The following is a 24,734-nucleotide window of genomic DNA, read 5'->3' on the forward strand; positions in this document are numbered from 1 at the left end:
TACGATCGTACACACTGGGGGCTCACCCGAAGAACTGGCGCCAGGTGTCGTCACCGATCTTGAGGATGAAGGCGGCGAGGATGACCACGAAGACGACCCGCACGAAGCCGCTCCCCCGCGCGACGGCCACCCGCGCACCGAGATAGCCACCGAGGATGTTGCCGGCCCCGAGCAGCAACCCCACCGGCCACAGCACCGCGCCCTGCGGCACGAACACGACCAGGGCGGCCAGGTTGGTGGCGAGGTTGGCCAGCTTGGCCTTGGCACTGGCCTCGAGGAAGCCGTAACCCAGGGCGCTCACCAGGGCGAAGACGAAGAAGGAGCCGGTGCCGGGACCGAGCGCTCCGTCGTAGGAGCCCACGACGAGCCCGATGAGAACCGCGGTGCCGACGTGCTTGCGCCGGGAGTGCCCGAAGCGCAGGGCCTGCATCTGGCCCATCGAGGGCCTGAACAGCGTGTAGGCCCCGACCCCGACGAGCACCACCAGGATGATCGGGTTGAACGCCTCCTTGCTGATGAGGAAGGCGAGCGCCGCGCCCGCGGCACTGCCCGCGAAGGCCGCCAGCGCGAGCGGGATCGCGGTGCGCACATCAGGTCGGATCCGGCGGAAATAGGTGATCGAGCTCACCGTGGTGCCGCAGATCGACCCCACCTTGTTGGTCGCCAGCAGCTGCACCGGCGTGGCGCCGGGCAGGCCGACGAGGAGCGCCGGCAGCTGCACCAGGCCACCCCCGCCGACGACGGCGTCGATGAAGCCCGCCGCCAGTCCGGCGAGGGCGAGGAAGACGAGGACGCCCGGGTCGAGGCTCTCCAGCACGCGCGGGTATGCCGTCAGGCGCCGTCGGGAGCGGCCGCGTCGGCAGCGAGGCCGGCACCCCTGGCAGCACTGCCGGCGTCCCTGCCGCGCACCTCGGCCAGCACGCTCGCCACGGCGTCGTCGACGGAGACCTCGCGGCGGTCGCCGCTACGCCGGTCCTTCACCTCCAAGACCCCGTCCGCCAACCCGCGCCCCACGACGAGGATCGTGGGCACGCCCAGCAGCTCGGCGTCCTTGAACTTCACGCCCGGGCTGACCTTGGGCCGGTCGTCGTAGATGACCTCCAGACCGGCGTCCTCGAGCTCGGCGACCAGACCCTCGGCGTGGTCGAAGACCGCCTGGTCCTTGCCGGTCGCGACGACGTGCACGTCCGCGGGCGCCAGGTTGCGGGGCCAGACCAGACCGATCTCGTCATGGGTCGCCTCGGCGACCGCCGCCACGGCGCGAGAGACCCCGACGCCGTAGGAACCCATCGTGACGGTGACCAGCTTGCCGTTCTGGTCCAGCACCCGGAGGTCCAGGGCCTCGGCGTACTTCCGGCCGAGCTGGAAGATGTGGCCCATCTCGATACCGCGGGCCAGGGTGAGCGGCCCGGCCCCGTCGGGGCTGGGGTCGCCTTCCCGGATCTCGCCCGCCTGGATCGTCCCGTCGGCCGTGAAGTCACGGCCGAGCACGAGGTCGAAGACGTGCTTGCCGTGCTCGTCGGCGCCGGTGACCCAGGCCGATCCCTCCGCGACCGAGGGGTCGAGCAGGTAGCGAATACCACTGCTGCGGTTCTCCCCCAGGACCCCGGGCCCGATGTAGCCCTTGGCCAGCATCGGGTACGCGGCGAAGTCTGCCTCCTCGAAGGGGCGCCAGGCGGCGGGCGCGACCTGGGCCTCCAGCCGCTTGGCGTCGACCTCGCGGTCACCGGGCAGGCCGATAGCCAGCGGCTCGGTCGTCCCGTCCGGGTGCTCGAGCATGACGACGACGTTCTTCAGCGTGTCGGCCGCGGTCCAGGCCCGGCCGTCGGTGCGCGGGTGCAGCGCGTCGGCCTGGGCGACGAGGGTCGCGATGGTCGGACTGTCGGGGGTCTCCTCGACGTGGGCGGCCGGGGTCGCCTCGACGACCGCCGCGTCCACCGCGGGCGCCTGGGGCACGACGACGGCCTCGACGTTCGCGGCATACCCGGAGGCCTCGCAGCGCACGAAGGTGTCCTCCCCGACGGGGCTCACGGCGAGAAACTCCTCGCTGGCCGAGCCGCCCATGGCGCCGGAGTCGGCGTGCACGATGACGTAGTCGAAGCCGAGCCGGTCGAAGATCCTGACGTAGGCCTCGCGGTGCCGCTGGTAGGCCTCCTCGAGCCCGGCGTCGTCGACGTTGAAGGAGTAGGAGTCCTTCATGATGAACTCGCGGCCGCGCAGCAGCCCGGCCCGGGGCCGGGCCTCGTCGCGGTACTTCGTCTGGATCTGGTAGAGCGTGAGCGGCAGCTCCTTGTAGGAGCTGAACATGTCCTTGACGGTGAGGGTGAACAGCTCCTCGTGGGTGGGGCCGAGCAGCATGTCGTTGCCCTTGCGGTCCTGGAGCCGGAAGAGGTTGTCGCCGTACTCCGTCCACCGGCCGCTCGCCTCGTAGGGCTCGCGGGGCAGCAGCGCGGGGAAGGACAGCTCCTGCCCGCCGATCGCGTCCATCTCGTCGCGGACGATCGCCTCGACCTTGCGCAGCACCTTCAGCCCCAGCGGGAGCCAGGAGTAGACACCCGGGGCGGCGCGCCGGATGTAGCCGGCGCGCACGAGCAGCTTGTGCCCGGGCAGCTCGGCGTCGGCCGGGTCCTCGCGCAGAGTCCGCAGGAACAGGGTCGACAGGCGCATGACCACGTGGGTGCACTCCTTCGGTGGGGCAGGGGGTGTGATGCGGTATGCCGGTGTGCACCGGCGGTACGAGGGTACCCGTCGCCCCCGGCGCGGCTCGACGGGTTTGCCGGCCGAGCGGATCCTCCGCGTGGTGGGCACCGACCGCGGCCGACCGCGCGGTCCGACGAGCCTCCTCCCGGCACCCTGTCAGCGTGCGGCGGCGACCGCGTGCTCCACCCCCGCGACCAGCCGGTCGACCTCGGCTTCGGTCGTGTAGGGAGCCATACCGACCCGCACTCCCCCGGTCGCGCCCAGACCGAGCCGGTGGGAGAGCTCCCAGGCGTAGAAGTGCGAGGCCGGGGCGTTGACGTCGAGGGTGGCGAGGTGCCGGTGGATCGCGGCCGGCTCGACCCCCTCGACGGTGAAGAGCAGCGTCGGGGTGCGCCGGGCGGCCCGTGACCAGAGGGTCAGCCCCGGGATCGCGCCCAGGCCCTCTTCCGCCTGGCGGCGCAGGCCGTCCTCATGCTCCTCGATCGCCGCGAAGGCGCTGGTGAGGCGCTCGGCGCGGGACACACCGGCGCCGCCGTCCTCGCCGCAGCGATCGCCCTGGTCGCCCTGATCACCCCACGACGCGATGACGTCCACCGCCGCCGTGGCGCCGGCCAGCAGCTCGTACGGCAGCGTGCCCAGCTCGAAGCGCTCCGGCACGGCGTCGGTCGAGGGCAGCAGCTTGTCCGGGCGCAGCTGCTCCAGCAGGTCCCCGCGCCCCGCCTGGACGCCCAGGTGCGGGCCGAAGAACTTGTAGGGCGAGCAGGAGATGAGGTCGGCGCCGAGGGCGGCCGCGTCCACCCGGTCGTGGGCAGCCAGGTGCACGGCATCGACGTGCACCAGGGCGCCCGCCGCGTGGGCAGCAGCACTGATCGCGGGCACGTCGGGACGGGTCCCGATGAGGTTGGCGGCACCGGTCACCGCGACCACCCGGGTCCGGTCCGACAGCACCGCGCGGACCGCCTCGACCGGAAGCTCTCCGGTGGCGGGGTCCATCTCGGCCCACCGCACCGTCGCCCCGGACGCGAGCGCGGCGTTCACCCACGGCCGGATGTTGCCGTCGTGGTCGAGCGAGGTGACGACGACCTCGTCGCCAGGACCCCAGCCCTGCTGGCGGGCCAGGGTGCGGGCGAGGTCCATGGTGAGCGCGGTCATGCTGCGGCCGAAGACCACCGTGCCAGGCTCGACCCCGAGCAGGTCGCCCATCGCCGACCGCGCCTCGTGCACGACGTCCTCGGCCCGACGCTCCGAGGCGGTCACGGTGCCCCGGTTGGAGATCGAGCTCAGCAGCGTCGCGGCCACCGCCTCGGCGACGGCGCGCGGCGTCTGCGACCCTCCCGGGCCGTCGAAGTGGGCCACTCCCCCGTCCAGGGCGGGGAACTCGGCACGGACCGCGGTGACGTCGAACGGCATACCGCCAGCCTAGGGTGACCCGGCGCCCGGTGAACGCGACGGCCGACGACACGCCCGAGCAGCACCGGCTCATCCGCGCACGTGCACGGATGAGCCGGTCCGGACGGGTGTGTCGTCGGGACGGACCCGGCTCAGCCCTTGCGCATCCCGAGCCAGCGCTGGCGCAGCAGGTGCGCGGCGGCCTTGGGCTGCCGGTCCCGGGTGAAGGCGCCCTTCTTGTTGCCACCGACCCGCATGATGCCCGAGGTCGTGGCGAAGTCGGCGAAGTTCCACATCTGCTCGCCGACGACCGCGTCGATCGCGTCGAAGACCCGGTGCTGCACGTCAAGGCAGTCGCGCTGGTACTCCTCCGACCAGGGCTCGGCGGGGAGCTGGTGCAACCCCGGCATCGTGTCGGCGCCGTACTCCGTGATGATGATCGGCTTCCCCTCGCTCGCCCAGCCCTCCAGCTCGGCCATGAAGCCGGCCTCGGCCGCGGCGAGGTCACCGGTCGCGACGTGCCACCCGTGGTAGCGGTTGAGCATGACGACGTCCGCGAACTGGCTGACCCGGCATCGTCCGTGCGGGGCGAGCATGACGTTGACGAAGCCCACCGGCCGGGTCGGGTCGGCCTCCCGGGCCACCTCGAAGAGCGGCTCGACGTAGCGCTCGGCCGCCTCGGTCTCGCTCTCCGGCTCGTTGGCGATCGACCAGATGACCACGCTCGGGTGGTTCTTGTCCCGAGCGATCAGCTCCCGGATGTGCTGCGCGTGCACCTCCTTGGTCACGTCGTTGACCGTCTCCGGCGAGAACGTGGTGTAGCCCTGCCCGCCGAAGATGCCGCCCCCGAGACCCATGTTGAGCCCCACCGCGGCGGTCTCGTCGATGACGACGACGCCCCGCTCGTCGGCGTAGTCGAGCACGTCCTCGCTGTAGGGGTAGTGCGAGGTGCGGAACGAGTTCGCCCCGATCCAGTCCAGCAGCTCGAAGTCGCGCAGCATGAGCGCGTCGAGGTGCGCCTTGCCCACGGTGACGTGGTCCTCGTGCATCCCGAAGCCGGTGAAGTAGAACGGCTCGCCGTTGATGAGGAAGCGGGTGCCCTCGACCGCGACGGTGCGCACCCCGACCCGCTGGTGGAAGGAGTCGAGCACCTCGACCCCCTCGCCGGCCACCAGCTGCAGCTCCAGGTCATACAGGTATGCCGCTCCCGGCCGCCACAGCTGCACGTCCGGCACGCTGAGCTCACCCTCGGCGCCGGTGCCTCGAGCAGGTGGCCGATCACGTCGGGCCAGACCCGGGGGTCGAGGTCGTCCACGGTGGCCGCGATCTCGACCAGGCGCTCCTCGCCATGGCCTCCCCCGGTCCGTCGCCCCGCCTCTCCGTGCTCCGGTCCGGTGGATGGCTCGTGCACCACCACACGCACGACGTTGGCGCGGCCCGAAGTGTCGCGGCTACCCGCCCCGGTGCCGTGCTCCGCGGCGACCGTGCCCGACCCCAGGCCGACGGGGGTGCAGGTGACCCTGGTGACCTGCAGGTCGTGCGGGGCCGCCGCGACCCCGACGACGTCGGCGCCAGAGTCCCACGCACCGACCTCGTGGAAGTGCACGTCGTCCTCGGCGACCTCGTGGGCGCGCGCCTCGGCGGCCGCCAGGGCGGAGAAGGTCGCTCGCGCCAGGTCGCGGACCGGCGCGGCAAGGGGCGCCTGCTCGAGCCTGCCCTCCAGGTCGCGCCAGGGACGCGGCTCGGCAGCGCGCGCTGCCGGGGTGACGACCACCTTGGTCGCGGCCAGCCCGGCCCGCGCCACCTGCCGGGTGGAGAGCTCGACGGGGTCCTGGGCCCCGACCGCGACCGCCGCTCGGACGACCTCGGGTGCGATCGAGAACGATCCCCTGTGCCTCACCGAGGACGCCCGTCAGACTCCAGAACCGCTCTCGGACGTGCCGCGGGCGGCCCACCCGGAGGTGGACCGCCCGCGGCGGAGACGTCAGCGACGCCGACCGATCACCCGGTCAGCTCTCGTCGGCCTCGTGGTCGTGGTCGTGCGGGGCGTCGCCGCCCAGCGGACCGGCGAAGGTGTGCTCCGGACCAGCCGGCTCGGGCACCTGGAAGTTGCCCGGCACGGTGCGACCCCGCACACCGTTCACGCCCTCGGTCGACGCGGCATACTTGAAGACGGCATAGGCCATGACGTCGGTGTTGACCTCCATGGCGTGCGCATCGATGTTGTCGATGTCGTCGCACTCCTGGTGGTAGCACTGGTCGAAGGACTCGCCCGCGACGCCACCCCAGATCGCCTGCTGCTCCTCGGTCTTCACGACCTCGGCGCCGGTGAACAGGCCGCTGGAGGGGATGCCATTGTTGATGAAGGCCTGGTAGTCGCTGCGACCACTGAAGGCGGAGTCGTCGTAGGGCTCATTCAGCAGCGTGTAGTACTCCTCGAAGGTCTTCTCGATGTCCTCCGAGCCCTCGGGGACGGGCGCCCCAGCCACGAAGCTGGACTCGTCGGCGTCGTAGACCCCGAAGAAGTAGTTCGGCGAGCCGACCATGTCGAAGTTGAGATACATGGCGATCTCGTCGAGCTCCTCCTCGGTGCGCTGGTTGACCCACTGGGTGGAGCCGATGAGACCGAGCTCCTCGGCGCCCCACCAGGCCAGCCGCACGGTGTTCTGCGGCTTGGTCTTGCGCATGTTCTCGGCGACCTCGAGCAGGGCGGCCGAGCCGGAGCCGTTGTCGTTGATACCGGCGCCGACGGTGACGCTGTCGAGGTGGGCGCCCGCCATGACGATGTTGTCCTCGTTGCGACCCTCCATCTCGGCGATGACGTTGTAGTCGACGGCGTCTTCGACGAAGTCGACCTGGACGCGAGCCGTAGAGCCGTCCACGGCCAGCGACACGCCCGCGTCGAAGGACGTCCCCACGACCGGGATGGCGACCACATCGGGCCCGCCGAGCGTCGCGTTGAGCACCCCGAACCTGTCCCCGGATCCGACGGTGTCACCCTGGTTGAAGATGACGACGGCACTGGCTCCGGCGGCCTCGGCATTGAGTGCCTTGCTCGCGAACGAGCAGGCGCCACGCTGGACCAGGGCGATGTCGCCCTCGGGGAAGTCCGCGAAGTCCTCCACCTCGCAGCCGCTCGAGCTGCCAGCGCGCTCGTCCTCGGCCAGGGCGAGGTCGACGCCGGTCACGTCCGCCGTCACGTCTCCCTCACCGGTCCCTGTCACAGGATTGTGAGCGTGAGCCACTTGCACCGGGGCGAGCTGGTCCAGCGCGGTGTCGAGGGCGTCGTAGTAGAACGGGACGACCTCCACGTCCCAGTTGGCGGCCTCGAGCTTCTGGGCCACGTAGTCGACGCTGGCGTCGTAGCCCGAGGTGCGGGAGGCCCGGTTGCCGTCGTTCTCGTCCGCGATCTGCTGGAAGGCCTCGAGGTGCTCCATCGCACCCTCGAGCGTCACGCACTCGAGGAAGTTCTCGAAGGTCTTGTTGGCACGGGTCTGGCACTGGCGCTCCGTCGGCCGGTCCGACGGCGGCGCCGCGAGTGCCGGCACCGCGGCCAGTCCGGAGCCCACGAGGGCTGCGGCGGCGGCCACTCCGAGGGCACGCCGATGACTGCTGTTGAACATGGAGGACTCCTTCGTCACTCTCTCGTCGCGGCTGGGCTGCCGCTTGGCGTCAACGTAACGTGCCCCTCCGACAACCGCCACCCCTACCGGCGAGTCGCGTCGTCCGTGTGATGGGGTGACTCCCGTGACCGACCCGCAGACCGCACCCGATCCGCACCGCTGGCTCGAGGAGGTCGAGTCGCCCGAGGCCCTCGCCTGGGTGGGACGACGTAGCGCCGCCACCGAGACCGCGCTGGCGAGCGGCGAGCGCTACCGCACGCTGCACGCCGATCTGCAGGACGCCCTGGAGGCGAGCGACCGCATACCGCTGGCGACGCAGGCCGGCGACCAGCTCTACGGCTTCTGGACCGACGCCGACCACCCGCGCGGTGTCTGGCGCCGCACCACCTGGGAGTCCTATCGCACCGACGAGCCGGTCTGGGAGGTGCTGGTCGACCTCGACGCGCTGAGCGAGGCCGAGGGCGAGCCGTGGGTCTGGCAGGGGGCCAGCCTGCTGCGCCCGAGCTGCGACCGCGCGCTGGTGCATCTGTCGCGGGGCGGTTCCGACGCCGGCACCACCCGAGAGCTCGACCTGACGACCGGCACCTGGGTGCCCGCACCCGAAGGCTTCGCGAAGCCGGAGGCCAAAGGGCGCCTCACCTGGCGGGACCGCGACCACGTCTACCTCACCACCGCCGACGACCTCGGTGGCGCGACGCGGTCCGGATATCCCCGCACCGTCCGGCTCTGGCGTCGTGGGACGCCGATCAGCGAGGCCGAGGTCGTGCACACCATCGGCGAGGACGACCTCGGCCTCTTCGTCGTCCACGACCAGGAGCGCGACCAGACGCTCCTGCACCACGGCCTGGCGTTCTACCGCAGCCGGACGCTGCTGCTCACCGGCGACGGCCCCGTGGCGCTCGAGCTGCCGGAGAGCGCGGAGGCCGACGTCCACGGCGAACAGGTGGCCGTCCGGCTCCGGCACGACTGGTCCCCCGCCGAGGAGACCTTCGCGGCGGGCAGCCTGCTCCTCGCACCTTTGAGCGAGGTCCTCGACAGCGCCACGGACGCCCCCTGGACCCCGGTCTTCACCCCCGGCGACCGATCCGCCCTCGTCGACCACACCTGGACCGACACGGCACTGGTGACGACGGTCCTGGTGGACGTGCGGCATACCGTGCAGGTGCACCGGCCCGGCGGGACGGGGTGGAGCACGACGGATCTCACCGCCGACCTCGACGTGGGGCTGCGCACGGTCAGCGTGGCCGCGGTGGACGACCACCGCAGCGACGACCTGTGGGTGGTGACGACCGGCTTCCTCGAGCCGATGAGGCTCTCCCTGGCCCGCCTCGGGAGCGATCCGGCGTGGACGACGGTCTCCCTGGAGCAGCTCAGGACCGCTCCCGAGCGCTTCGACGCGAGCGGGCTGGAGGTCGCGCAGCACTGGGCGACCTCCGCGGACGGCACGGCGGTGCCCTACTGGCAGGTCGGACCGGCCGAGCTCCTCTCCGACGGCTCGACACCGGCCGTGCTGCACGGTTACGGCGGCTTTGAACATGCCCTCACTCCTGCCTACGACCCGATCGTCGGGCGCGCCTGGCTGGCGCACGGCCACGTCCACGTCGTCGCCGGGATCCGTGGCGGTGGCGAGCTCGGACCGCGGTGGCACCAGGCGGCGTTGCAGCAGCACCGGCACCGGGCCTACGAGGACTTCGTCGCCGTCGCCCGGGACCTCGTGGCGCGCGGAGTCACCTCCGTCCCCCGCCTCGGGGCGACCGGACGCTCCAACGGTGGTCTGCTCATCGGCAACATGCTCAGCACCTACCCCGACGACTTCGGGGCCCTCGTCTGCCAGGTGCCGCTGCTCGACATGGCCCGCTACCCCCACCTGCTCGCCGGGGCGTCATGGATGGCGGAGTACGGCGACCCCGACGACCCCGAGCAGTGGTCCTGGCTGCAGGCCTACTCCCCCTACCACCGGCTGGACCCGACCCGACCCACGCCCCCGGTCTACCTCGCGACCTCCACCCGGGACGACCGGGTGCACCCCGGCCACGCCCGCACCATGGCCGCGCTGCTGGAGGAGCACGGGCACGACGTGACCTACTGGGAGAACACCGAGGGGGGCCACGGCGGCGCCAGCACCGCGGCGCAGTGGGCGACCTGGCACGCCCTCGCCTGGGAGTTCCTGCACCAGCGCCTCACCTGATCTCAACCTGAGCAAAGAGGTCCGCTCCAGGCAGGGGATTGATCCCCCGCGTGGCGCCGACGTCTGTGCTCAGGTTGGGTGTGGGTGGCGCTCAGAGCAGGACGGTGGCGAAGGTGCCGGTCTGCACGAAGCCGACCCGGCGGTAGGTCGCGACTGCCGGGGCGTTGAAGTCGTTGACGTAGAGGCTCACCGTCGGGGCGACGTGGCGCACCGTGTGCTCCACGACGGCCGCCATCGCGGGCGCGGCAATCCCCTGGCCGCGCCACTCCGGGTGCACCCACACCCCCTGCACCTGCGCCACCCCCAGCGCCACCGAGCCCAGGTCCGCCTTGAAGACGACGCGTCCCTGCTCGATCCGCACCAGGCAGTGACCGCGCTCGATGAGTCCTGCGACACCGCGCCGGTATGCCGTGCCGCTCCCCTGGTAGGGCGGGTAGCCGATCTCCTCGGTGAACATCGCGGCCGCGGCAGGAACGACGAGGTCCAGCTCCTCCGGCCGGGCGGGGCGGACCGTCGGGTCGACCGGCATACCGAGCTCGGACGGGAGCGTCGCCATGGTGAGGACGAGTTGGTTGTCCCGCACCTCCCGCGGCTCCCCCCAGTGCCGCGCCAGTCGGTCCCACAGATCGAGCACCTGGTCGGCCGGGCCGAAGATCGAGCTGGCGGTGGCGCGCCGCCGGACCACCTTGGCGGCGAGCGCGCCGATCGCGCGCGGGCTGGCCCCGACCGGCACGACGTTGGCCGCGCACCAGCACAGCGCGTGCTCTCCCCCGGCCTCGTAGCCGAACAGCGGCCCCCGCGTGCCGATGAGACCGGACTCCTGGATGCGCGCGGCGACGAAGACATTCGTCACCGGGTCCTCGTCGCACACCTCGAGGGCACGGCGGACGTCGTGCAGGCCGTAGGGCCGCACGCTCCCCATGCCCGAGCCCAGGGTGCGCAGCATGGACACAGCCTGCCGCACCCCGCTGCCCCTGGCGACACGGACCCGCCGCACCGGGCCTGACGCGACGAGTGAACCGTGACGTGACAGTCTTGCGGGCAGGAGCCCCGCCGGGGCAGGATCGAACCTCGAGGAAGGTGTCCCATGCAGCCACGCGCACTCACGCCACAGAACCGTGACGAGGCCCTCAGGGTCCTGAAGGAGTCCGGATCGGGCGGAGAGCCGCTGGACGTGCTGGTGATCGGGGGCGGCGTCACCGGGGCTGGCGCCGTGCTCGACGCCGCCACCCGCGGACTCTCCACGGTCATCGTCGAGGCCCAGGACTGGGCGTCCGGCACCTCGCAGTGGTCCACCAAGCTGGTCCACGGCGGGCTGCGCTACCTGCAGATGCTGGACTTCAAGCTGGTGCACGAGGCGCTCACCGAGCGCGGGCTGCTGCTCAAGACGCTGGCCCCGCACCTCGTCAAGCCGATGCCCTTCCTCATCCCGCTGGAGCACCGCGTCTGGCAGCGGGCCTACTACGGGGCGGGCGTCACCCTCTACGACGTCCTCGCCAACATCATGCCGGGGCGTCGTGCGCTGCCGATCCACCAGCACACGACGCGCGGCGGGCTGCAGAAGCAGTTCGGCGACCTGCGGCATGAGACCGCGATCGGCGCGGTGAAGTACTGGGACGCCACCGTCGACGACGCGCGCCTGGTGTCCACCCTGGTGCGCACCGCCCACACCTACGGCGCCCAGGCCGCCAGCCGCACCGAGGTGGTCAAGATCGTCAAGGACGAGCACGGCACCGCGATCGGGGCGGAGCTGGCGGACCTCGAGACCGGCGAGCGCTTCGAGTGCCGCGCGCGCCACATCATCAACTGCACCGGCGTGTGGACCGACGACGTCTCCGAGCTCGCCGACACCGACGGCGGCCTCAACGTCCTCGCGTCCAAGGGCATCCACCTCGTCATCCCGCGCGACCGCATCCAGGGCACGTCCGGTCTCTTCCTCCAGACCGAGAAGTCGGTGCTCTTCTTCATCCCCTGGTCGCGCTACTGGATCCTCGGCACGACCGACACCCCGTGGGAGCTGGACCGTCAGAACCCCGTCGCCACGGCTGCCGACATCGACTACGTCCTCGACCACGCCAACGAGGTGCTCAAGACGACGCTCACCCGGGAGGACGTCGTCGGCTGGTATGCCGGCCTCCGCCCGCTGCTGCAGCCGGGCACCAAGGAGGGGACGGACTCGGCGAAGGTGAGCCGGGAGCACACCGTCGCCAACCCCATCCCCGGCCTGACCGTCATCGGCGGCGGCAAGCTCACGACCTACCGCGTCATGGCGAAGGACGCCGTCGACTTCGCGATCGGCGGCCGGGCCGAGGAGCTGCCCTGCATCACCGACCAGATCCCCCTCCTCGGCGCAGTCGGTGAGGAGGCGATGCGGCGCCGGATGCCCGCGCTGCGTGAGGAGTTCGGCTGGACCGAGCAGATGACCGAGCACCTGCTGCACCGCTACGGCTCTCTCGTCGAGGAGCTCCTGACGATGATCGCCGACGACCCCTCGCTCGCGCAGACCCTGGAGCACTCCAGCGCCTACCTGCGGGCCGAGATCGCCTACGCCTGCCGCAGCGAGGGCGTGCTCCACCTGGAGGACCTCATGATGCGGCGCACCCGCCTCATCTACGAGGCTCCGGACAAGGGGCTCGCCACCGTCCCGGAGATCGCCGACATCGCGGCGGCCGAGCTGGGCTGGAGCCCGGAGAAGAAGCAGTCCGAGATCGAGGCCTACACCTCGCGGGCCGAGGCGGAGATCGCCGCCGCCCAGGAGCCGGACGACGAGAGCGCCGCCCGCGTGCGCGACCACCTCGGCGAGGTGGCCCCGCTGCAGGCGATGGGGTCGGGCAACGACGTCTGACCCGTGTGCGTCGGGCGCCCGCCCGGCGCATCGTGACACGAAAGGAAACACCCCGTGGGAGAGATCTTCGTCTCTGAGGTGCTCGGCACCATGATGCTGCTGCTCTTCGGCTGCGGTGTGGTCGCCAACGCGATCCTGCCCAAGACCAAGGGCACCGGTGGTGGCGCGAGCGCCGCCTGGCTGCTCATCAACTTCGGCTGGGGTCTCGGTGTCTTCGCCGGTGTCTACACGGCCTTCAAGTCCGGTGCGCACATCAACCCGGCCGTCACCGTCGGCCTCTGGGTCAACGGCTCGGACTTCTTCCCCGGCAACCCCGAGGCAGGGCTGGCTGCGGTCGAGGCCACCTTCGGCAACGCGATGGTCTACTTCGCCGCGCAGATGCTGGGTGCCTTCCTCGGCGCGGTCCTGGCCTGGGCCGCCTACAAGCAGCACTTCGACGCCGACGGCGACCCGGCCGCCAAGCTCGGGGTCTTCTCCACCGGCCCGGAGATCCGCAGCTACGGGTGGAACCTCGTCACCGAGGTCATCGGCACCTTCGCCCTGGTCTTCGTCGTCATCGTCTTCGGCAGCACGCCCTCCGGGCTGGGGCCGTTGGCGGTGGCGCTGCTGGTCGTCGGCATCGGCGCCAGCCTCGGTGGCCCTACCGGGTATGCCATCAACCCGGCCCGCGACCTGGGCCCCCGCATCGCGCACGCCGTCCTGCCCATCCCGGGCAAGGGCAGCAGCGACTGGGGCTACTCGTGGGTCCCCGTCGTGGGCCCGCTGGTCGGTGGCGTCCTCGCCGGCCTCGCCGCCGCGCTGTATCTCTGACGCGCCACGTGGCGGCGGGCCCGCCGCCACGGGCACGTCATACCCCTCCCGTGACCGCACACACCTCCCCTGACCACAACGGAGTGAAGGAGCAGACCCATGGCGGACTACGTCCTGTCCATCGACCAAGGCACCACGAGCACCCGAGCGATCGTCTTCACCAAGAGCGGTGAGATCCACTCGGTCGGGCAGAAGGAGCACGAGCAGATCTTCCCCAAGGCGGGGTGGGTCGAGCACGACCCGGCCGAGATCTGGTCCAACACCAAGGAGGTCATCGGGACCGCGATCGGCAAGGGTGGCCTCGGGACCGGCGACCTCGCCGCCGTGGGGATCACCAACCAGCGGGAGACCGCCGTGGTCTGGGACAAGAACACCGGCGAGGCCGTCTACAACGCCATCGTGTGGCAGGACACCCGCACGGACAAGATCGTCGCCGAGCTCGGTGGCGACGACGGCGCCGACAAGTACAAGCACATCTGCGGACTGCCGTTGGCGACCTACTTCTCCGGCCCCAAGGTGAAGTGGATCCTCGACAACGTGGAGGGCGCGCGGGAGAAGGCAGAGGCCGGCGACCTGCTCTTCGGCACCACCGACTCCTGGGTCGTCTGGAACCTCACCGGAGGCACCGACGGCGGGGTGCACGTCACGGACGTCACCAACGCCTCGCGCACCATGCTCATGGACCTCAAGACCCTGTCCTGGTCGGAGGAGGTCGCCGCCGACATGGGCATCCCGATGTCCATGCTCCCGGAGATCAAGTCCTCGGCGGAGGTCTACGGCGAGAGCACCAAGCTCGGCGTCCCCATCGCGGGGATCCTGGGTGACCAGCAGGCCGCCACCTTCGGACAGGCGTGCTTCGAGAAGGGCATGAGCAAGAACACCTACGGCACCGGCTGCTTCATGCTGCTCAACACCGGCACCGAGATCGTGCCCAGCGAGAACGGCCTGCTCACCACCGTCTGCTACAAGATCGGCGACCAGGAGGCGGTGTATGCCCTCGAGGGCTCGATCGCGGTGGCCGGCTCACTCGTGCAGTGGCTGCGCGACAACATCGGCCTCATCCAGGACGCCCCGGAGATCGAGGCGCTGGCCACGGAGGTCGACGACAACGGCGGTGCCTACATCGTGCCGGCGTTCTCCGGTCTCTTCGCGCCGTACTGGAAGGACGACGCCCGCGGGGCGATCGTCGGACTCACCCGCTACGTCAACAAGCACCACCTGGCGCGCGCGGCGCTGGAGTCGACGGCCTTCCAGACCCGGGAGGTCGCCGATGCGATGAACGCCGACTCCGGCGTCGACCTCACCGAGCTGCGGGTCGACGGCGGCATGGTGGCCAACGAGACGCTCATGCAGTTCCAGGCCGACATCTTGGGCGTGGACGTCGTCCGGCCCAAGGTGGCGGAGACCACGGCGCTCGGTGCGGCCTATGCGGCCGGGATCGCGGTCGGCTTCTTCTCCGGTGAGCAGGACGTCATCGACAACTGGGAGGAGGGCCAGCGCTGGAGCCCGCAGATGAAGGACGCCGAGCGCGAGCGCCTCTTCCGTCAGTGGAAGAAGGCCGTCACCAAGACCTTCGACTGGATGGACGACGACGCCGAGGCGGCCGAGGAGGCCGTCGAGGAGGCCGAGGGCGACGCCTGATAGGTATCGATGAGGTCACGATCCGGCCCGGGTGCGTCGCGCGCACCCGGGCCGGACGTATGGTGCGGCCATGAAGAACACGACATTCTCCGTGGCAACTACCGCAGCCCTGGTCCTGGCGCTGGGCGCCTGCGGCTCCGAGAGCACCGACAGCGGCTCGGGTGGTGAGGGCGACTCCGGCGAGTCGGCCGCCGCCGACCTGGACCTCATCAGCGAGGGCACCCTGACCGTCTGCTCCGACGTCCCCTACCCGCCCTTCGAGGACTTCGACGAGTCCACCGAGAGCGGCTTCACCGGCTTCGACGTGGACATCGTCAGCGCGATCGCCGAGGGCCTCGAGCTCGACCTGGAGATCAAGGACTCCTCCTTCGACGCCCTCCAGTCCGGGCTGGCGCTCAACTCCGGCGACTGCGACCTGGCCGCGTCCGCGATGACCATCACCGAGGAGCGTCAGGAGAACCTCGCCTTCTCCGAGGGCTACTACGACTCCCAGCAGTCGCTGCTCGTCCCGAACGACTCGGACATCACCGGTATCGGTGACCTCACCGGCCGCACCGTGGGAGTCCAGCAGGGCACCACCGGCGAGGCCTACACCGAGGAGAACGCCGCGGACGCCGAGATCACCTCCTTCCCCAGCGACGCCGAGATGTATCAGGCGCTGCAGGCCGGGCAGGTCGAGGCCCTGCTCCAGGACCTCCCGGTCAACCTCGAGCACACGCGCGACGGCGACTACCAGATCGTCGAGGAGTACTCCACCGACGAGACCTACGGCCTGGCCATGAACCAGGACAACACCGCGCTGGTGGACGCCGTCAACGAGCAGTTGACCGAGCTGCGCGACAGCGGCGAGTACGACGAGATCTACAACACCTACTTCAGCACCGAGGGTGGCGACGAGGACTCCGCCACCTCCGAGGGCTGAGCACCGCCACCAGACTGCTCCCGTGACTCGCACCCAACGGCAGCGCGCCTTCCGGCTCACGCTGTACGTCCTGTTCGTCCTCCTTGTCGTCGCCTTCGTCCTCGTCGCGGACTGGGAGGCGATCTCGGCCAACTTCTTCCTCCGGGAAGGGTTCACCGAGACCTGGCAGGACTTCATCTTCGTCGGCGCCAAGAACACCATCCTCTACACGGTGATCTCCTTCGTCGGAGGCTTCGTGCTGGCGATGGTGCTGGTGCTCATGAAGCTGGCGCCGGTGGCGCCGTTCCGCTGGGTGGCCACGGCCTACATCGAGCTGTTCCGCGGGCTGCCCGCGCTGGTCGTCATCCTCTTCATGGCTTTCGGGGTGCCGATCGCCTTCGGATGGCGGCCACCGGGCGGCCCGGTGGGCGCCGGCCTGGTCGGGCTCATGCTGGTCTCCGCGGCCTACATGGCCGAGACGCTGCGCGCGGGCATCGAGGCGGTGCCGAAGGGCCAGACCGAGGCCGCTCGATCGCTCGGCATGAACGGCGCGTGGACCATGGCCACGGTCGTCATGCCGCAGGCGTTGCGCATCGTCATCCCGCCGCTGACCAACGAGCTGGTCATCCTCATCAAGGACACCTCCTTGCTCTTCGTCATCGGGATGGCGGCCAACGACAAGGAACTCACGGTGATGGCGCGCGACTTCATGAGCAGCGGCCCCTCGGCGGGCACCGCCACCTCGCTGACCTTCGCCGCACTGCTCTACCTGGCCATCACCCTCCCGCTCACCCGCGTCGTCGCGTGGCTCGAACGCCGACAGAAGAGGTCCCGCTGATGGTCCCCACCCTCCACCCGACGCAGGAAGTGGACCCGGGAGCCCCGGCGATCGAGGTCCGCGACCTGCACAAGTCCTTCGGCGACAACCACGTCCTGACCGGCATCGACTTCCACGTCGACGCGGGCCAGGTGGTCTGCGTCATCGGGCCCTCCGGCTCGGGCAAGTCGACCCTGTTGCGCTGCGTCAACCGGCTCGAGGAGCCGACCTCGGGCCACGTGCTCATCGAGGGGATCGACATCACCGACCCGGAGACCGAGCTCGACGTCGTCCGCTCTCGGATCGGCATGGTCTTCCAGCAGTTCAACCTCTTCAGCCACATGACGGTGCTCCGCAACCTCACCATCGCCCAGCAGCGGGTCAAGAAGCGGGGCCGCAAGGAGGCCGAGGAGATCGCCCGACGCAACCTCGACCGGGTGGGGCTCTCGGAGAAGGTCGACGCCTATCCCGCCCACCTCTCCGGCGGCCAGCAGCAGCGGGTGGCCATCGCCCGGGCGCTGTCGATGGACCCGGACATGATGCTCTTCGACGAGCCGACGTCGGCCCTCGACCCCGAGCTCGTGGGCGACGTGCTGGACGTCATGAAGTCGCTCGCGTCCGAGGGCATGACGATGATGGTCGTCACCCACGAGATGGGCTTCGCCCGCGAGGTCGGCGACAAGCTCGTCTTCATGGCCGACGGCGTCATCTGCGAGGAGGGCGACCCGCGCGAGGTGCTCGGCAACCCCCGCGAGGCCCGCACCCAGGAGTTCCTCTCCAAGGTCCTCTGACCACAGGCGGTCGCTCCCGTCAGGACTCGGTCAGCTCCTTGAGCTGGGTGAGGCCCTTCTCGAAGTCCTTGCCGACCATCGTGTCCATCGACATCACCCGGCCTAGCAGGCGCATCACCCCGGTGTGCTCACCAGACATCGTCCAGGTGACCATGGTGGCCGCACCGCCGTCCTCGGCGTCCAGGTCGAAACGGAAATCGTTGTCGGCGGGGAACGGCTTGTCGAAGCGCAGGGCGATGTCCACCCTGCCCGGCTCCTGCACCCCCGTGATGCGCATCGACCCGGCCCCGGCCTCCTTGTTGCCCTCCCACACGTAGGCCGAGCCCACCCCCGAGGGTGGGCCGGAGTAGCTGCGATCCATCTCGGGGTCGACGCCCTCCCACGGCGACCAGTCACGCCACCGGCGGAAGTCCACCAGCTCGCGGAGCACCGTCTCCGGTGACGCCGCGATGCGGATCGTCCGGGAAACGCGGTAGGGCACGGGCGCGGGGCGCAGACGCATGACTTCTCCTCACTGGTCGAACCACTGCGGCTCGTCCGGGTCAGGCCAGACGAGCTCTGGCCGCTGCGGATCGGTGGTGTCGACGATCCAGTCCGGCGCCCAGGTCCGGGACTGGAGCCGGTAGATCCGTTGCGCCTCAACATACTCCGCGTCCTGCCCAGGATCCGCATGCGACACCAGGGCGGTCGCGGCCCACTCGCCGCGCAGATCGGGGCGGCGCAGGAAGTCGCCCTCCAGCACCAGCATCGCGTCCGGCAGGAGGGGCCTGCCCGGCCGGCCGGACCCCACCGGCGCCAGCCCCTCGCAGAAGGGCCAGAGCACCTCACGACGGAGCGTGTCGACGTCGTAGTGGTAGGGGGCGTCCCGGTAGGCGGACGCAGACACCACCTGCAGGTCGCGCCCGCCCAGGCGACGCCCGAGCGCTCCGAGCTCGACCGCCAGCTGCGCCCGGCCACTCCCCTCCGGACCGTCGATCGCCACGACCGTACGCTCCCCCGGGCGCACCGCCAGCAGCAGACCCAGCAGGTCGACGAGGACGAGCTGGCGCAGCGGGAGGAATCCGGGGGTGGTCACCGCAGCAGGGTATGCGGTGCGTCCGACCACTCCATGTAGACGCCGTTCTCCAAGAGGTTCGCGTCGCCGGGCGCCGGCTTCTCGACGAAGCCCACGGTCCGGTACAGGCTGCGGGCCCGGGTGTTGTCGGCGCTGACGTCGAGCCAGACCCGGTGCACCGTCGGGCTGGCGAGCGCCTGCTCGAGGAGCTGCCGCAGCAGCAGCCGGCCCAACCCCTGACCCCGCCCTTCGGGGGCCACCACCATGCGCCGGATCTCGACGACCTCGGATGCCTGGATGCCGATGAGGATCCCGAAGGCGATAACCCGGTCCAGCCGATCCACGAGGACCCAGTGGTCGACGTCCGGGTCCCCCAGCGCCTGGGTGTGCCACTCCAGCCCTCCCTGGCCCAGGAACTTGCTGGTGTCCATCGCCTCCTCGAAGGACACCACCGTCGTGAGGTCGCCGCGCCGGGTGTGCCGCAGGTGCGAGCCGACGACCAGGCCACCGCGATCGCGGGCCAGCGGACGTTGGCGCACGTGCGGGGTGCCGGTGACCTTCGGCGTGCTGACCACGATCATCTCCAGGTCGACCTCGCCGTCGTTGCGCATGAAGTGCGGGGTGCGCGGCGGGACCTCGATGCCGGACTCGGGCGGCACCTCCACCTCGCGGCGGCCGAGCGTCATCGTGCCCGTGCCGGAGAGGACGTAGAAGAACTGCCGCGACCGCTCGTGCGTGTGCGGCTTGCCCGAGGTCCCCGGGGGCATGTGCTCGTGGACCACGGAGAGGTCGGACCGCTCGACGAAGTGGTAGGCCTGACACACGTCGTGCCACGTCGACTGGCGGGCGGTCTGCCTGCTGATCGGGTCCGGTGCCATGACACGACGTTACCGGCTCCCGTGTTGCCGGCGCGTTACCCGACGGTCACCGTGGGGGCTCCGGCCGACGCGTCGTCGTCCAGCTGGCCCATCTCCTCGGCGATGCGCATGGCCTCCTCGATGAGAGTCTCCACGATCTGGCTCTCCGGCACGGTCTTGATGACCTCGCCCTTGACGAAGATCTGGCCCTTGCCGTTGCCGGAGGCCACCCCGAGGTCGGCCTCGCGGGCCTCCCCCGGCCCGTTGACGACGCAGCCCATGACCGCCACCCGCAGCGGGACCTCCATGCCTTCCAGGCCGGCGGTGACCTCGTCGGCCAGGGTGTAGACGTCGACCTGCGCGCGACCGCACGACGGGCACGACACGATCTCCAGCTTGCGCGGCTTGAGGTTGAGGCTCTGCAGGATCTGGTTGCCGACCTTGACCTCCTCGACCGGCGGCGCAGACAGGGAGACCCGGATGGTGTCGCCGATGCCCTTCGACAGCAGGGCGCCGAAGGCGACCGAGGACTTGATGGTGCCCTGGAAGGCAGGGCCCGCCTCGGTGACCCCGAGGTGCAGGGGCCAGTCGCCGCGCTCGGAGAGCATCTCGTAGGCCTGCACCATGACGACCGGGTCGTTGTGCTTGACCGAGATCTTGAAGTCGTGGAAGTCATGCTCCTCGAAGAGGCTGGCCTCCCAGACGGCAGACTCCACCAGGGCCTCCGCGGTGGGCTTGCCGTACTTCTCCAGCAGGCGCTTGTCCAGCGACCCGGCGTTGACGCCGATCCGGATGGAGACGCCGGCGTCCTTGGCCGCCGCCGCGATCTCCTTCACCTGGTCGTCGAACTTGCGGATGTTGCCCGGGTTGACGCGGACCGCCGCGCAGCCGGCGTCGATCGCGGCGTAGACGTACTTCGGCTGGAAGTGGATGTCGGCGATGACCGGGATCTGCGACTTGGTCGCGATGGCGGGCAGCGCGTCGGCGTCGTCCTGGCTGGGGCAGGCCACCCGGACGATGTCGCAGCCGGTGGCCGTCAGCTCGGCGATCTGCTGCAGGGTGGCGTTGATGTCGGTGGTCGGCGTGGTCGTCATCGACTGCACCGAGATCGGGGCGTCGCCGCCGACCTCGACCTTGCCGACCTTGATCTTGCGGGTCTGCCGACGGGGCGCGAGCACGGGGGGCGGGGCGGACGGCATACCGAGGGACACGGGGACAGCAGAACTCATGGGCTCATTGTCGCACCCGCCCCTGCGGACTCCCTGACGGTCCGCCGGGTGGCTCAGCCCAGCTGGATCGGCCGCACGATGTCGGCGTAGATCAGCAGCGCGGTCATGCCCAGGAGGCCGATGGCGACGGCGTAGGCGACGGGCAGCGCAGCCGCGGTGTCCACGGGACCGGGGTCCGGGCGGCGGAACACCCGGGCCCAGGTCTTCTTCACCGCCTCCCACAGGGCGCCGGCGATGTGTCCGCCGTCCAGGGGCAGCAACGGGATGAGGTTGAAGACGAAGAGCGCCATGTTGAGGGACGCCAGCAGCGAGACCAGCAGCCACATGCGTTCGCCCATGGTCTCGACAATCCCCTCGATGCCGTCCTGGGTCACCTCACCCGCGACCCGCCCGACGCCGACCACGGACATGGGGCCGTTGGGGTCGCGCTCCTCGGCGCCGAAGGCAGCCTGGCCCACGTCGACCAGCCGCTGCGGCAGAGTGAGCACGATGCCGGCGGTGCCGGTGAACATCTCTCCGACGACCCCGGGCACGGCGGTGATCGGCTGCTGCTCGTGGCCGAGCGTCGGTGACGCCCCGAGGAAGCCGACCTGTCCGTAGACCGGCTCCCCCTCGTCGTCCAGGACGACCATCCCGTCCTCACCGACGAGCGGGCGCTCGCGCAGCACGAGGTCAGCGGTGAGGGTCTCCCGGGCACCGTCGCGCTCGACCACGAAGACGCCATGCTCACCGGCGTTCTGGATGGCGTAGGTCGTCTCGGTCCAGTCGCTCACGGACGTGCCGTCGACCGAGACGATGGTGTCGCCCACCTCGAAGCCGGCCGCGGCGGCGGGGGACGCGGGCTGACCGGCGCAGTTGTCGTCCGCGACGTCCTGGTTGGCGCAGGCGGAGACCTGGCTGATCGTCGGCGTGGCGACCGGGATGCCCTGACCCATGAGCAGGAGGGTGATGAGTCCGGCGCTGAGCACGAGGTTCATCAGCGGCCCCCCGGCCATGATGACGACCCGCTTCCACACCGGCAGCCGGTAGAACACGCGGTCCTGGTCGTCGGGACCGACCTCCTCCAGCGCCTCCTCGCGGGCCTGCTCGACCATGAGCTGCATCGGGTTGGAGCTGCTGGCCCGCAGCTTTCCCCCGTCCTGTGCTCGCGGGGGGAACATGCCGATCATCCGGATGTAGCCGCCCAGCGGGATGGCCTTGACGCCGTACTCGGTCTCTCCCCGCTGCCGGGACCAGAGGGTCGGGCCGAAGCCCACCATGTATTGCGTCACCCGCACCCGGAAGAGCTTGGCCGGGACGAGGTGACCGATCTCGTGCAGCGCGATGGACACGCCGATGCCGACGAGAACGACGAGCACTCCGAGCAGATAGAGCATGATCCCTCCGGGTCAGGTCGGGGTGTGCGCGCCGACCAGGTCACGAGCCGCGGTGCGGGCCCAGGCGTCGGCGTGGAGGACGTCCTCCACGGTGAGGTCAACTGACGAGGCGGCCGTGGCGTTCCCGGCGTGCCGCTCGACGACGACGGCCACCGTGTCCACGATGTCGGTGAAGCGCAGCCGGCCGTCGTGGAAGGCGTCCACGCACTCCTCGTTGGCGGCGTTGTAGACCGCGGGGAAGGTGCCCCCGGCCTCCCCCACCTGGCGAGCCAGGCGCACCGCGGGGAAGGCGTCGTCGTCGAGCGGCGCGAAGTCCCACGACTGCGCGCGGGTCCAGTCGCACGGTTCGTCGACGTCCTCGAGCCGCTCCGGCCAGGACAGCCCGAGCGCGATCGGCACCAGCATGCGCGGGGGCCCGAGCTGGGCGATCGTCGACCCGTCGTGGAACTCCACCATGCTGTGGATCTGCTGCTGCGGGTGGACGACGACCTCGATCTGGTCGTAGGGGACCCCGAAGAGCAGGTGGGCCTCGATGACCTCCAGCCCCTTGTTGACCAGGGTCGCCGAGTTGGTGGTGATGACGCGACCCATGGCGAAGTTGGGGTGGGCGAGCGCCTGCTCCGGCGTCACCTCGGTCAGCTGCTCGCGGCTCATCCCCCGGAACGGGCCGCCGCTCGCGGTCACCACGAGGCGGCGCACCTCGCTGCTGCGGCCTCCGCGCAGGCTCTGCGCGATGGCGCTGTGCTCGGAGTCGACGGGGACGATCTGGTCGGGCGCAGCAGCGGTCGTGACCAGGGCTCCGCCCACGATGAGCGACTCCTTGTTGGCCAGCGCCAGCGTGCTCCCCGCCGCCAGCGCGGCGAGGGTGGGCCGGAGGCCGATGCTGCCGGTGATGCCGTTGAGCACCACGTCGGCTCCCGACCCGGCGACCGTGGTCGCGGCCTCGGGACCGGTGAGCAGCTCCGGCCGGTATGCCGCGCGCCCGGCCTGCCGGGCGGCCTCGCCCAGCGCGTCCTCGAGGTCGGTGCGGGCCGCGTCGTCGGTCCGGGCGATGGCTACCTGGTCGACCTCGAGGGCGACCGCCTGCCGCGCCAGCAGCGGCAGGTCGCTCCCCCCGGCCGAGAGCGCGCGCACGCGGTAGCGCCCGGGGTGGCTCCGGATGACGTCGACCGCCTGGGTGCCGATCGAACCGGTCGACCCCAGCAGGGTCACGGTGCGTGCGCTCATCTCTTCATTGTGCGCCATCGTCGCGGCCGACCTCCCAGCCGGCGCCAGGTCGAGGCAGGACGGGAGACGGGCAGCGCGAGCGCCGAGCCGACGAGCAGCCCCAGCGCGATCGCGGCCACGATGGTCGTCGCACCCAGGAGGGTGGCGCTCCCCGCGGCCCCGGTGCCGATCTGGCTCACCCCGATGAGGCCGACGGTGCCGGGCACGAGCAGCCAGAAGGAGGGCAGGAAGGCCACCAGCCGCGGGACGTCGTCGCGCACCCGGCTGAGCAGGGACGCCGTGAAGGACGCGACGAGGGCGCCGGTGAAGCCACCGAGCGGGAGCGAGGAGGCGCTCTGCTGCGCCGCGAGCTGGGCCGAGAACGTGAGCACGAGGACCAGCCCCGACCAGCGCAGCAGGCGCCACGGCAGCGCCTCGGACAGGGTGATGCCCAGGGCGATGAGGCCGAGGCCCAGGGGCGCGACGACCAGGCCAAGACCGTCGACCCGCACGTTGGCGAAGGCGCCGGCATCGACGTCGAGGACCATCGCGGCGCCGACCAGACCGAGGGAGAACAAGCCCAGCTGCACGACGCCGTAGAACACCCGTGAGCTGCCGGCGACCATCGCCCCCCGGGCCAGCTCGCTGACCCCGGTGACGAGCAGCGCACCCGGCAGCAGCACCGCCAACGGGCAGATGACGGTGCGCAAGGGGCCCTCCAGCAGGCCGAGCTCGTAGCCGCCGAAGACGACCACGCCCGCGGTGAAGGCGGCCACCGAGGGCAGCAGCCCCCCCAGCAGGCTGTGCCGGCCGGCCTGGGTCATCAGCAGGCTGACGAGGAGCGAGGCCACCGCGGCGGCGGCCAGGTCCGGCAGTCCGGGCTGCAGGATCAGCCCGATGCCGACCGAGACCGCCATGAGGCCCACGTGTCGGACCCAGGCAGGGTAGGGGTGCTGGATGCGCCGCAGCGCGTCCAGCCTTCCAGCCGCCTCGGCGACCCCGACGGCGCCGTCGGACAGCGCCTGGTGGGCGTCGTGGACCGCGGCGCACTGGTCCAGGCGCAGCGGGCCGCGCACGGGGGCGATGCTCGCCGCGCTCCCGTCGCCGAGGGCCAGGAAGACCGCGGTGGGGCTCGCCGCCACGCGGACGTCGGGATGACCCGCGCGGCGGCCGAGGAGCCGAACGTCCTGCTCGGCCTGGGTCACCGGCTCCCCGGCCGCGATCAGGTCGGCCGCGAGGCGGGCGAGGAAGGCCCGGGCGGCCTGCTCGTCCCGCGCGGCGAGAAGGTCGTCGTCGTGGGAGGTCAC

Annotated in this window: 20 protein-coding genes and 1 pseudogene; 7 read left to right on the plus strand and 14 right to left on the minus strand. The window is 71.0% G+C overall.

Features of this window, described 5'->3' with window-relative positions:
* Positions 1–22: 22 nt before the first annotated feature.
* The 6 genes and pseudogenes from AC5PYY_RS14190 to AC5PYY_RS14215 form a co-directional block, all read right to left on the minus strand.
* Positions 23–817, minus strand: a complete 795-nt coding sequence (locus AC5PYY_RS14190; protein WP_493897442.1) for a TSUP family transporter — start codon at positions 815–817, stop codon at positions 23–25.
* A gap of 14 nt (positions 818–831) precedes the next feature.
* Positions 832–2,667: a proline--tRNA ligase gene (locus AC5PYY_RS14195; protein WP_493897443.1), complete on the minus strand. Its 1,836-nt coding sequence runs from the start codon at positions 2,665–2,667 to the stop codon at positions 832–834.
* A 189-nt stretch (positions 2,668–2,856) separates the two neighbouring features.
* The gene (locus AC5PYY_RS14200; protein WP_493897444.1) at positions 2,857–4,110 is read right to left on the minus strand and encodes a cysteine desulfurase-like protein; all 1,254 of its coding nucleotides are present in this window, start codon (positions 4,108–4,110) and stop codon (positions 2,857–2,859) included.
* Between the two features lie 131 nt (positions 4,111–4,241).
* Complete coding sequence (uidA, locus tag AC5PYY_RS14205; RefSeq protein WP_493899386.1) at positions 4,242–5,489, minus strand: beta-glucuronidase; 1,248 nt, start codon at positions 5,487–5,489, stop codon at positions 4,242–4,244.
* Positions 5,396–5,989: pseudogene (larC, locus tag AC5PYY_RS14210) on the minus strand (nickel pincer cofactor biosynthesis protein LarC); the annotation flags it as partial. The gene uidA and the pseudogene larC, both read right to left, overlap by 94 nt.
* 109 nt (positions 5,990–6,098) lie before the next feature.
* A complete protein-coding gene (locus tag AC5PYY_RS14215) occupies positions 6,099–7,712 on the minus strand; it encodes a M20/M25/M40 family metallo-hydrolase (RefSeq protein ID WP_493897445.1) in 1,614 nt (537 codons plus the stop codon).
* Positions 7,713–7,836: 124 nt separating this feature from the next.
* Here AC5PYY_RS14215 and AC5PYY_RS14220 point away from each other — a divergent pair, with 124 nt between their 5' ends.
* Positions 7,837–9,900: a prolyl oligopeptidase family serine peptidase gene (locus tag AC5PYY_RS14220; protein WP_493897446.1), complete on the plus strand. Its 2,064-nt coding sequence runs from the start codon at positions 7,837–7,839 to the stop codon at positions 9,898–9,900.
* 91 nt (positions 9,901–9,991) lie between these two features.
* On the opposite strand, the gene AC5PYY_RS14225 is transcribed toward AC5PYY_RS14220, so the two are convergent.
* Complete coding sequence (locus tag AC5PYY_RS14225) at positions 9,992–10,846, minus strand: GNAT family N-acetyltransferase (protein ID WP_493897447.1); 855 nt, start codon at positions 10,844–10,846, stop codon at positions 9,992–9,994.
* 141 nt (positions 10,847–10,987) lie between these two features.
* On the opposite strand from AC5PYY_RS14225, the gene AC5PYY_RS14230 reads away from it, so the two are divergent.
* The 6 genes from AC5PYY_RS14230 (at position 10,988) to AC5PYY_RS14255 (ending at position 17,705) form a co-directional block, all read left to right on the plus strand.
* Entirely contained in the window at positions 10,988–12,745 is a 1,758-nt protein-coding gene (locus tag AC5PYY_RS14230; RefSeq protein ID WP_493897448.1) for a glycerol-3-phosphate dehydrogenase/oxidase, read from the plus strand.
* 90 nt (positions 12,746–12,835) lie between these two features.
* Positions 12,836–13,555, plus strand: coding sequence for an MIP/aquaporin family protein (locus tag AC5PYY_RS14235; RefSeq protein ID WP_493899387.1), 720 nt, complete (start codon positions 12,836–12,838; stop codon positions 13,553–13,555).
* 99 nt (positions 13,556–13,654) lie between these two features.
* A complete protein-coding gene (gene glpK / locus AC5PYY_RS14240; protein WP_493897449.1) occupies positions 13,655–15,196 on the plus strand; it encodes a glycerol kinase GlpK in 1,542 nt (513 codons plus the stop codon).
* Positions 15,197–15,266: 70 nt separating this feature from the next.
* Entirely contained in the window at positions 15,267–16,118 is an 852-nt protein-coding gene (locus AC5PYY_RS14245) for a transporter substrate-binding domain-containing protein (protein WP_493897450.1), read from the plus strand.
* Positions 16,119–16,140: 22 nt separating this feature from the next.
* A complete protein-coding gene (locus AC5PYY_RS14250) occupies positions 16,141–16,935 on the plus strand; it encodes an amino acid ABC transporter permease (protein ID WP_493897451.1) in 795 nt (264 codons plus the stop codon).
* Positions 16,935–17,705, plus strand: coding sequence for an amino acid ABC transporter ATP-binding protein (locus tag AC5PYY_RS14255; RefSeq protein WP_493897452.1), 771 nt, complete (start codon positions 16,935–16,937; stop codon positions 17,703–17,705). Before AC5PYY_RS14250 ends, AC5PYY_RS14255 begins: the two co-directional genes overlap by 1 nt.
* Before the next feature lie 19 nt (positions 17,706–17,724).
* Here the strand turns inward: AC5PYY_RS14255 and AC5PYY_RS14260 are convergent, their stop codons facing one another.
* The 7 genes from AC5PYY_RS14260 to AC5PYY_RS14290 are packed head-to-tail and all read right to left on the minus strand — an operon-like array spanning position 17,725 to position 24,734.
* Positions 17,725–18,207, minus strand: coding sequence for an SRPBCC family protein (locus AC5PYY_RS14260; protein ID WP_493897453.1), 483 nt, complete (start codon positions 18,205–18,207; stop codon positions 17,725–17,727).
* 9 nt (positions 18,208–18,216) lie between these two features.
* A complete protein-coding gene (locus tag AC5PYY_RS14265; protein WP_493897454.1) occupies positions 18,217–18,780 on the minus strand; it encodes a nucleoside/nucleotide kinase family protein in 564 nt (187 codons plus the stop codon).
* Positions 18,777–19,637: a GNAT family N-acetyltransferase gene (locus AC5PYY_RS14270; protein ID WP_493897455.1), complete on the minus strand. Its 861-nt coding sequence runs from the start codon at positions 19,635–19,637 to the stop codon at positions 18,777–18,779. Before AC5PYY_RS14270 ends, AC5PYY_RS14265 begins: the two co-directional genes overlap by 4 nt.
* A gap of 35 nt (positions 19,638–19,672) precedes the next feature.
* The gene (gene ispG, locus AC5PYY_RS14275; protein ID WP_493897456.1) at positions 19,673–20,845 is read right to left on the minus strand and encodes a flavodoxin-dependent (E)-4-hydroxy-3-methylbut-2-enyl-diphosphate synthase; all 1,173 of its coding nucleotides are present in this window, start codon (positions 20,843–20,845) and stop codon (positions 19,673–19,675) included.
* A 53-nt stretch (positions 20,846–20,898) separates the two neighbouring features.
* Positions 20,899–22,221, minus strand: a complete 1,323-nt coding sequence (locus AC5PYY_RS14280) for a M50 family metallopeptidase (protein WP_493897457.1) — start codon at positions 22,219–22,221, stop codon at positions 20,899–20,901.
* A gap of 12 nt (positions 22,222–22,233) precedes the next feature.
* The gene (dxr, locus tag AC5PYY_RS14285; RefSeq protein WP_493897458.1) at positions 22,234–23,448 is read right to left on the minus strand and encodes a 1-deoxy-D-xylulose-5-phosphate reductoisomerase; all 1,215 of its coding nucleotides are present in this window, start codon (positions 23,446–23,448) and stop codon (positions 22,234–22,236) included.
* Positions 23,445–24,734 carry a threonine/serine exporter family protein gene (locus tag AC5PYY_RS14290; protein WP_493897459.1) on the minus strand — a complete coding sequence of 430 codons (1,290 nt, stop codon included), beginning with the start codon at positions 24,732–24,734 and terminating at the stop codon, positions 23,445–23,447. Before AC5PYY_RS14290 ends, dxr begins: the two co-directional genes overlap by 4 nt.

The sequence above is a fragment of the Serinicoccus sp. JS2-9 genome (assembly GCF_059025165.1).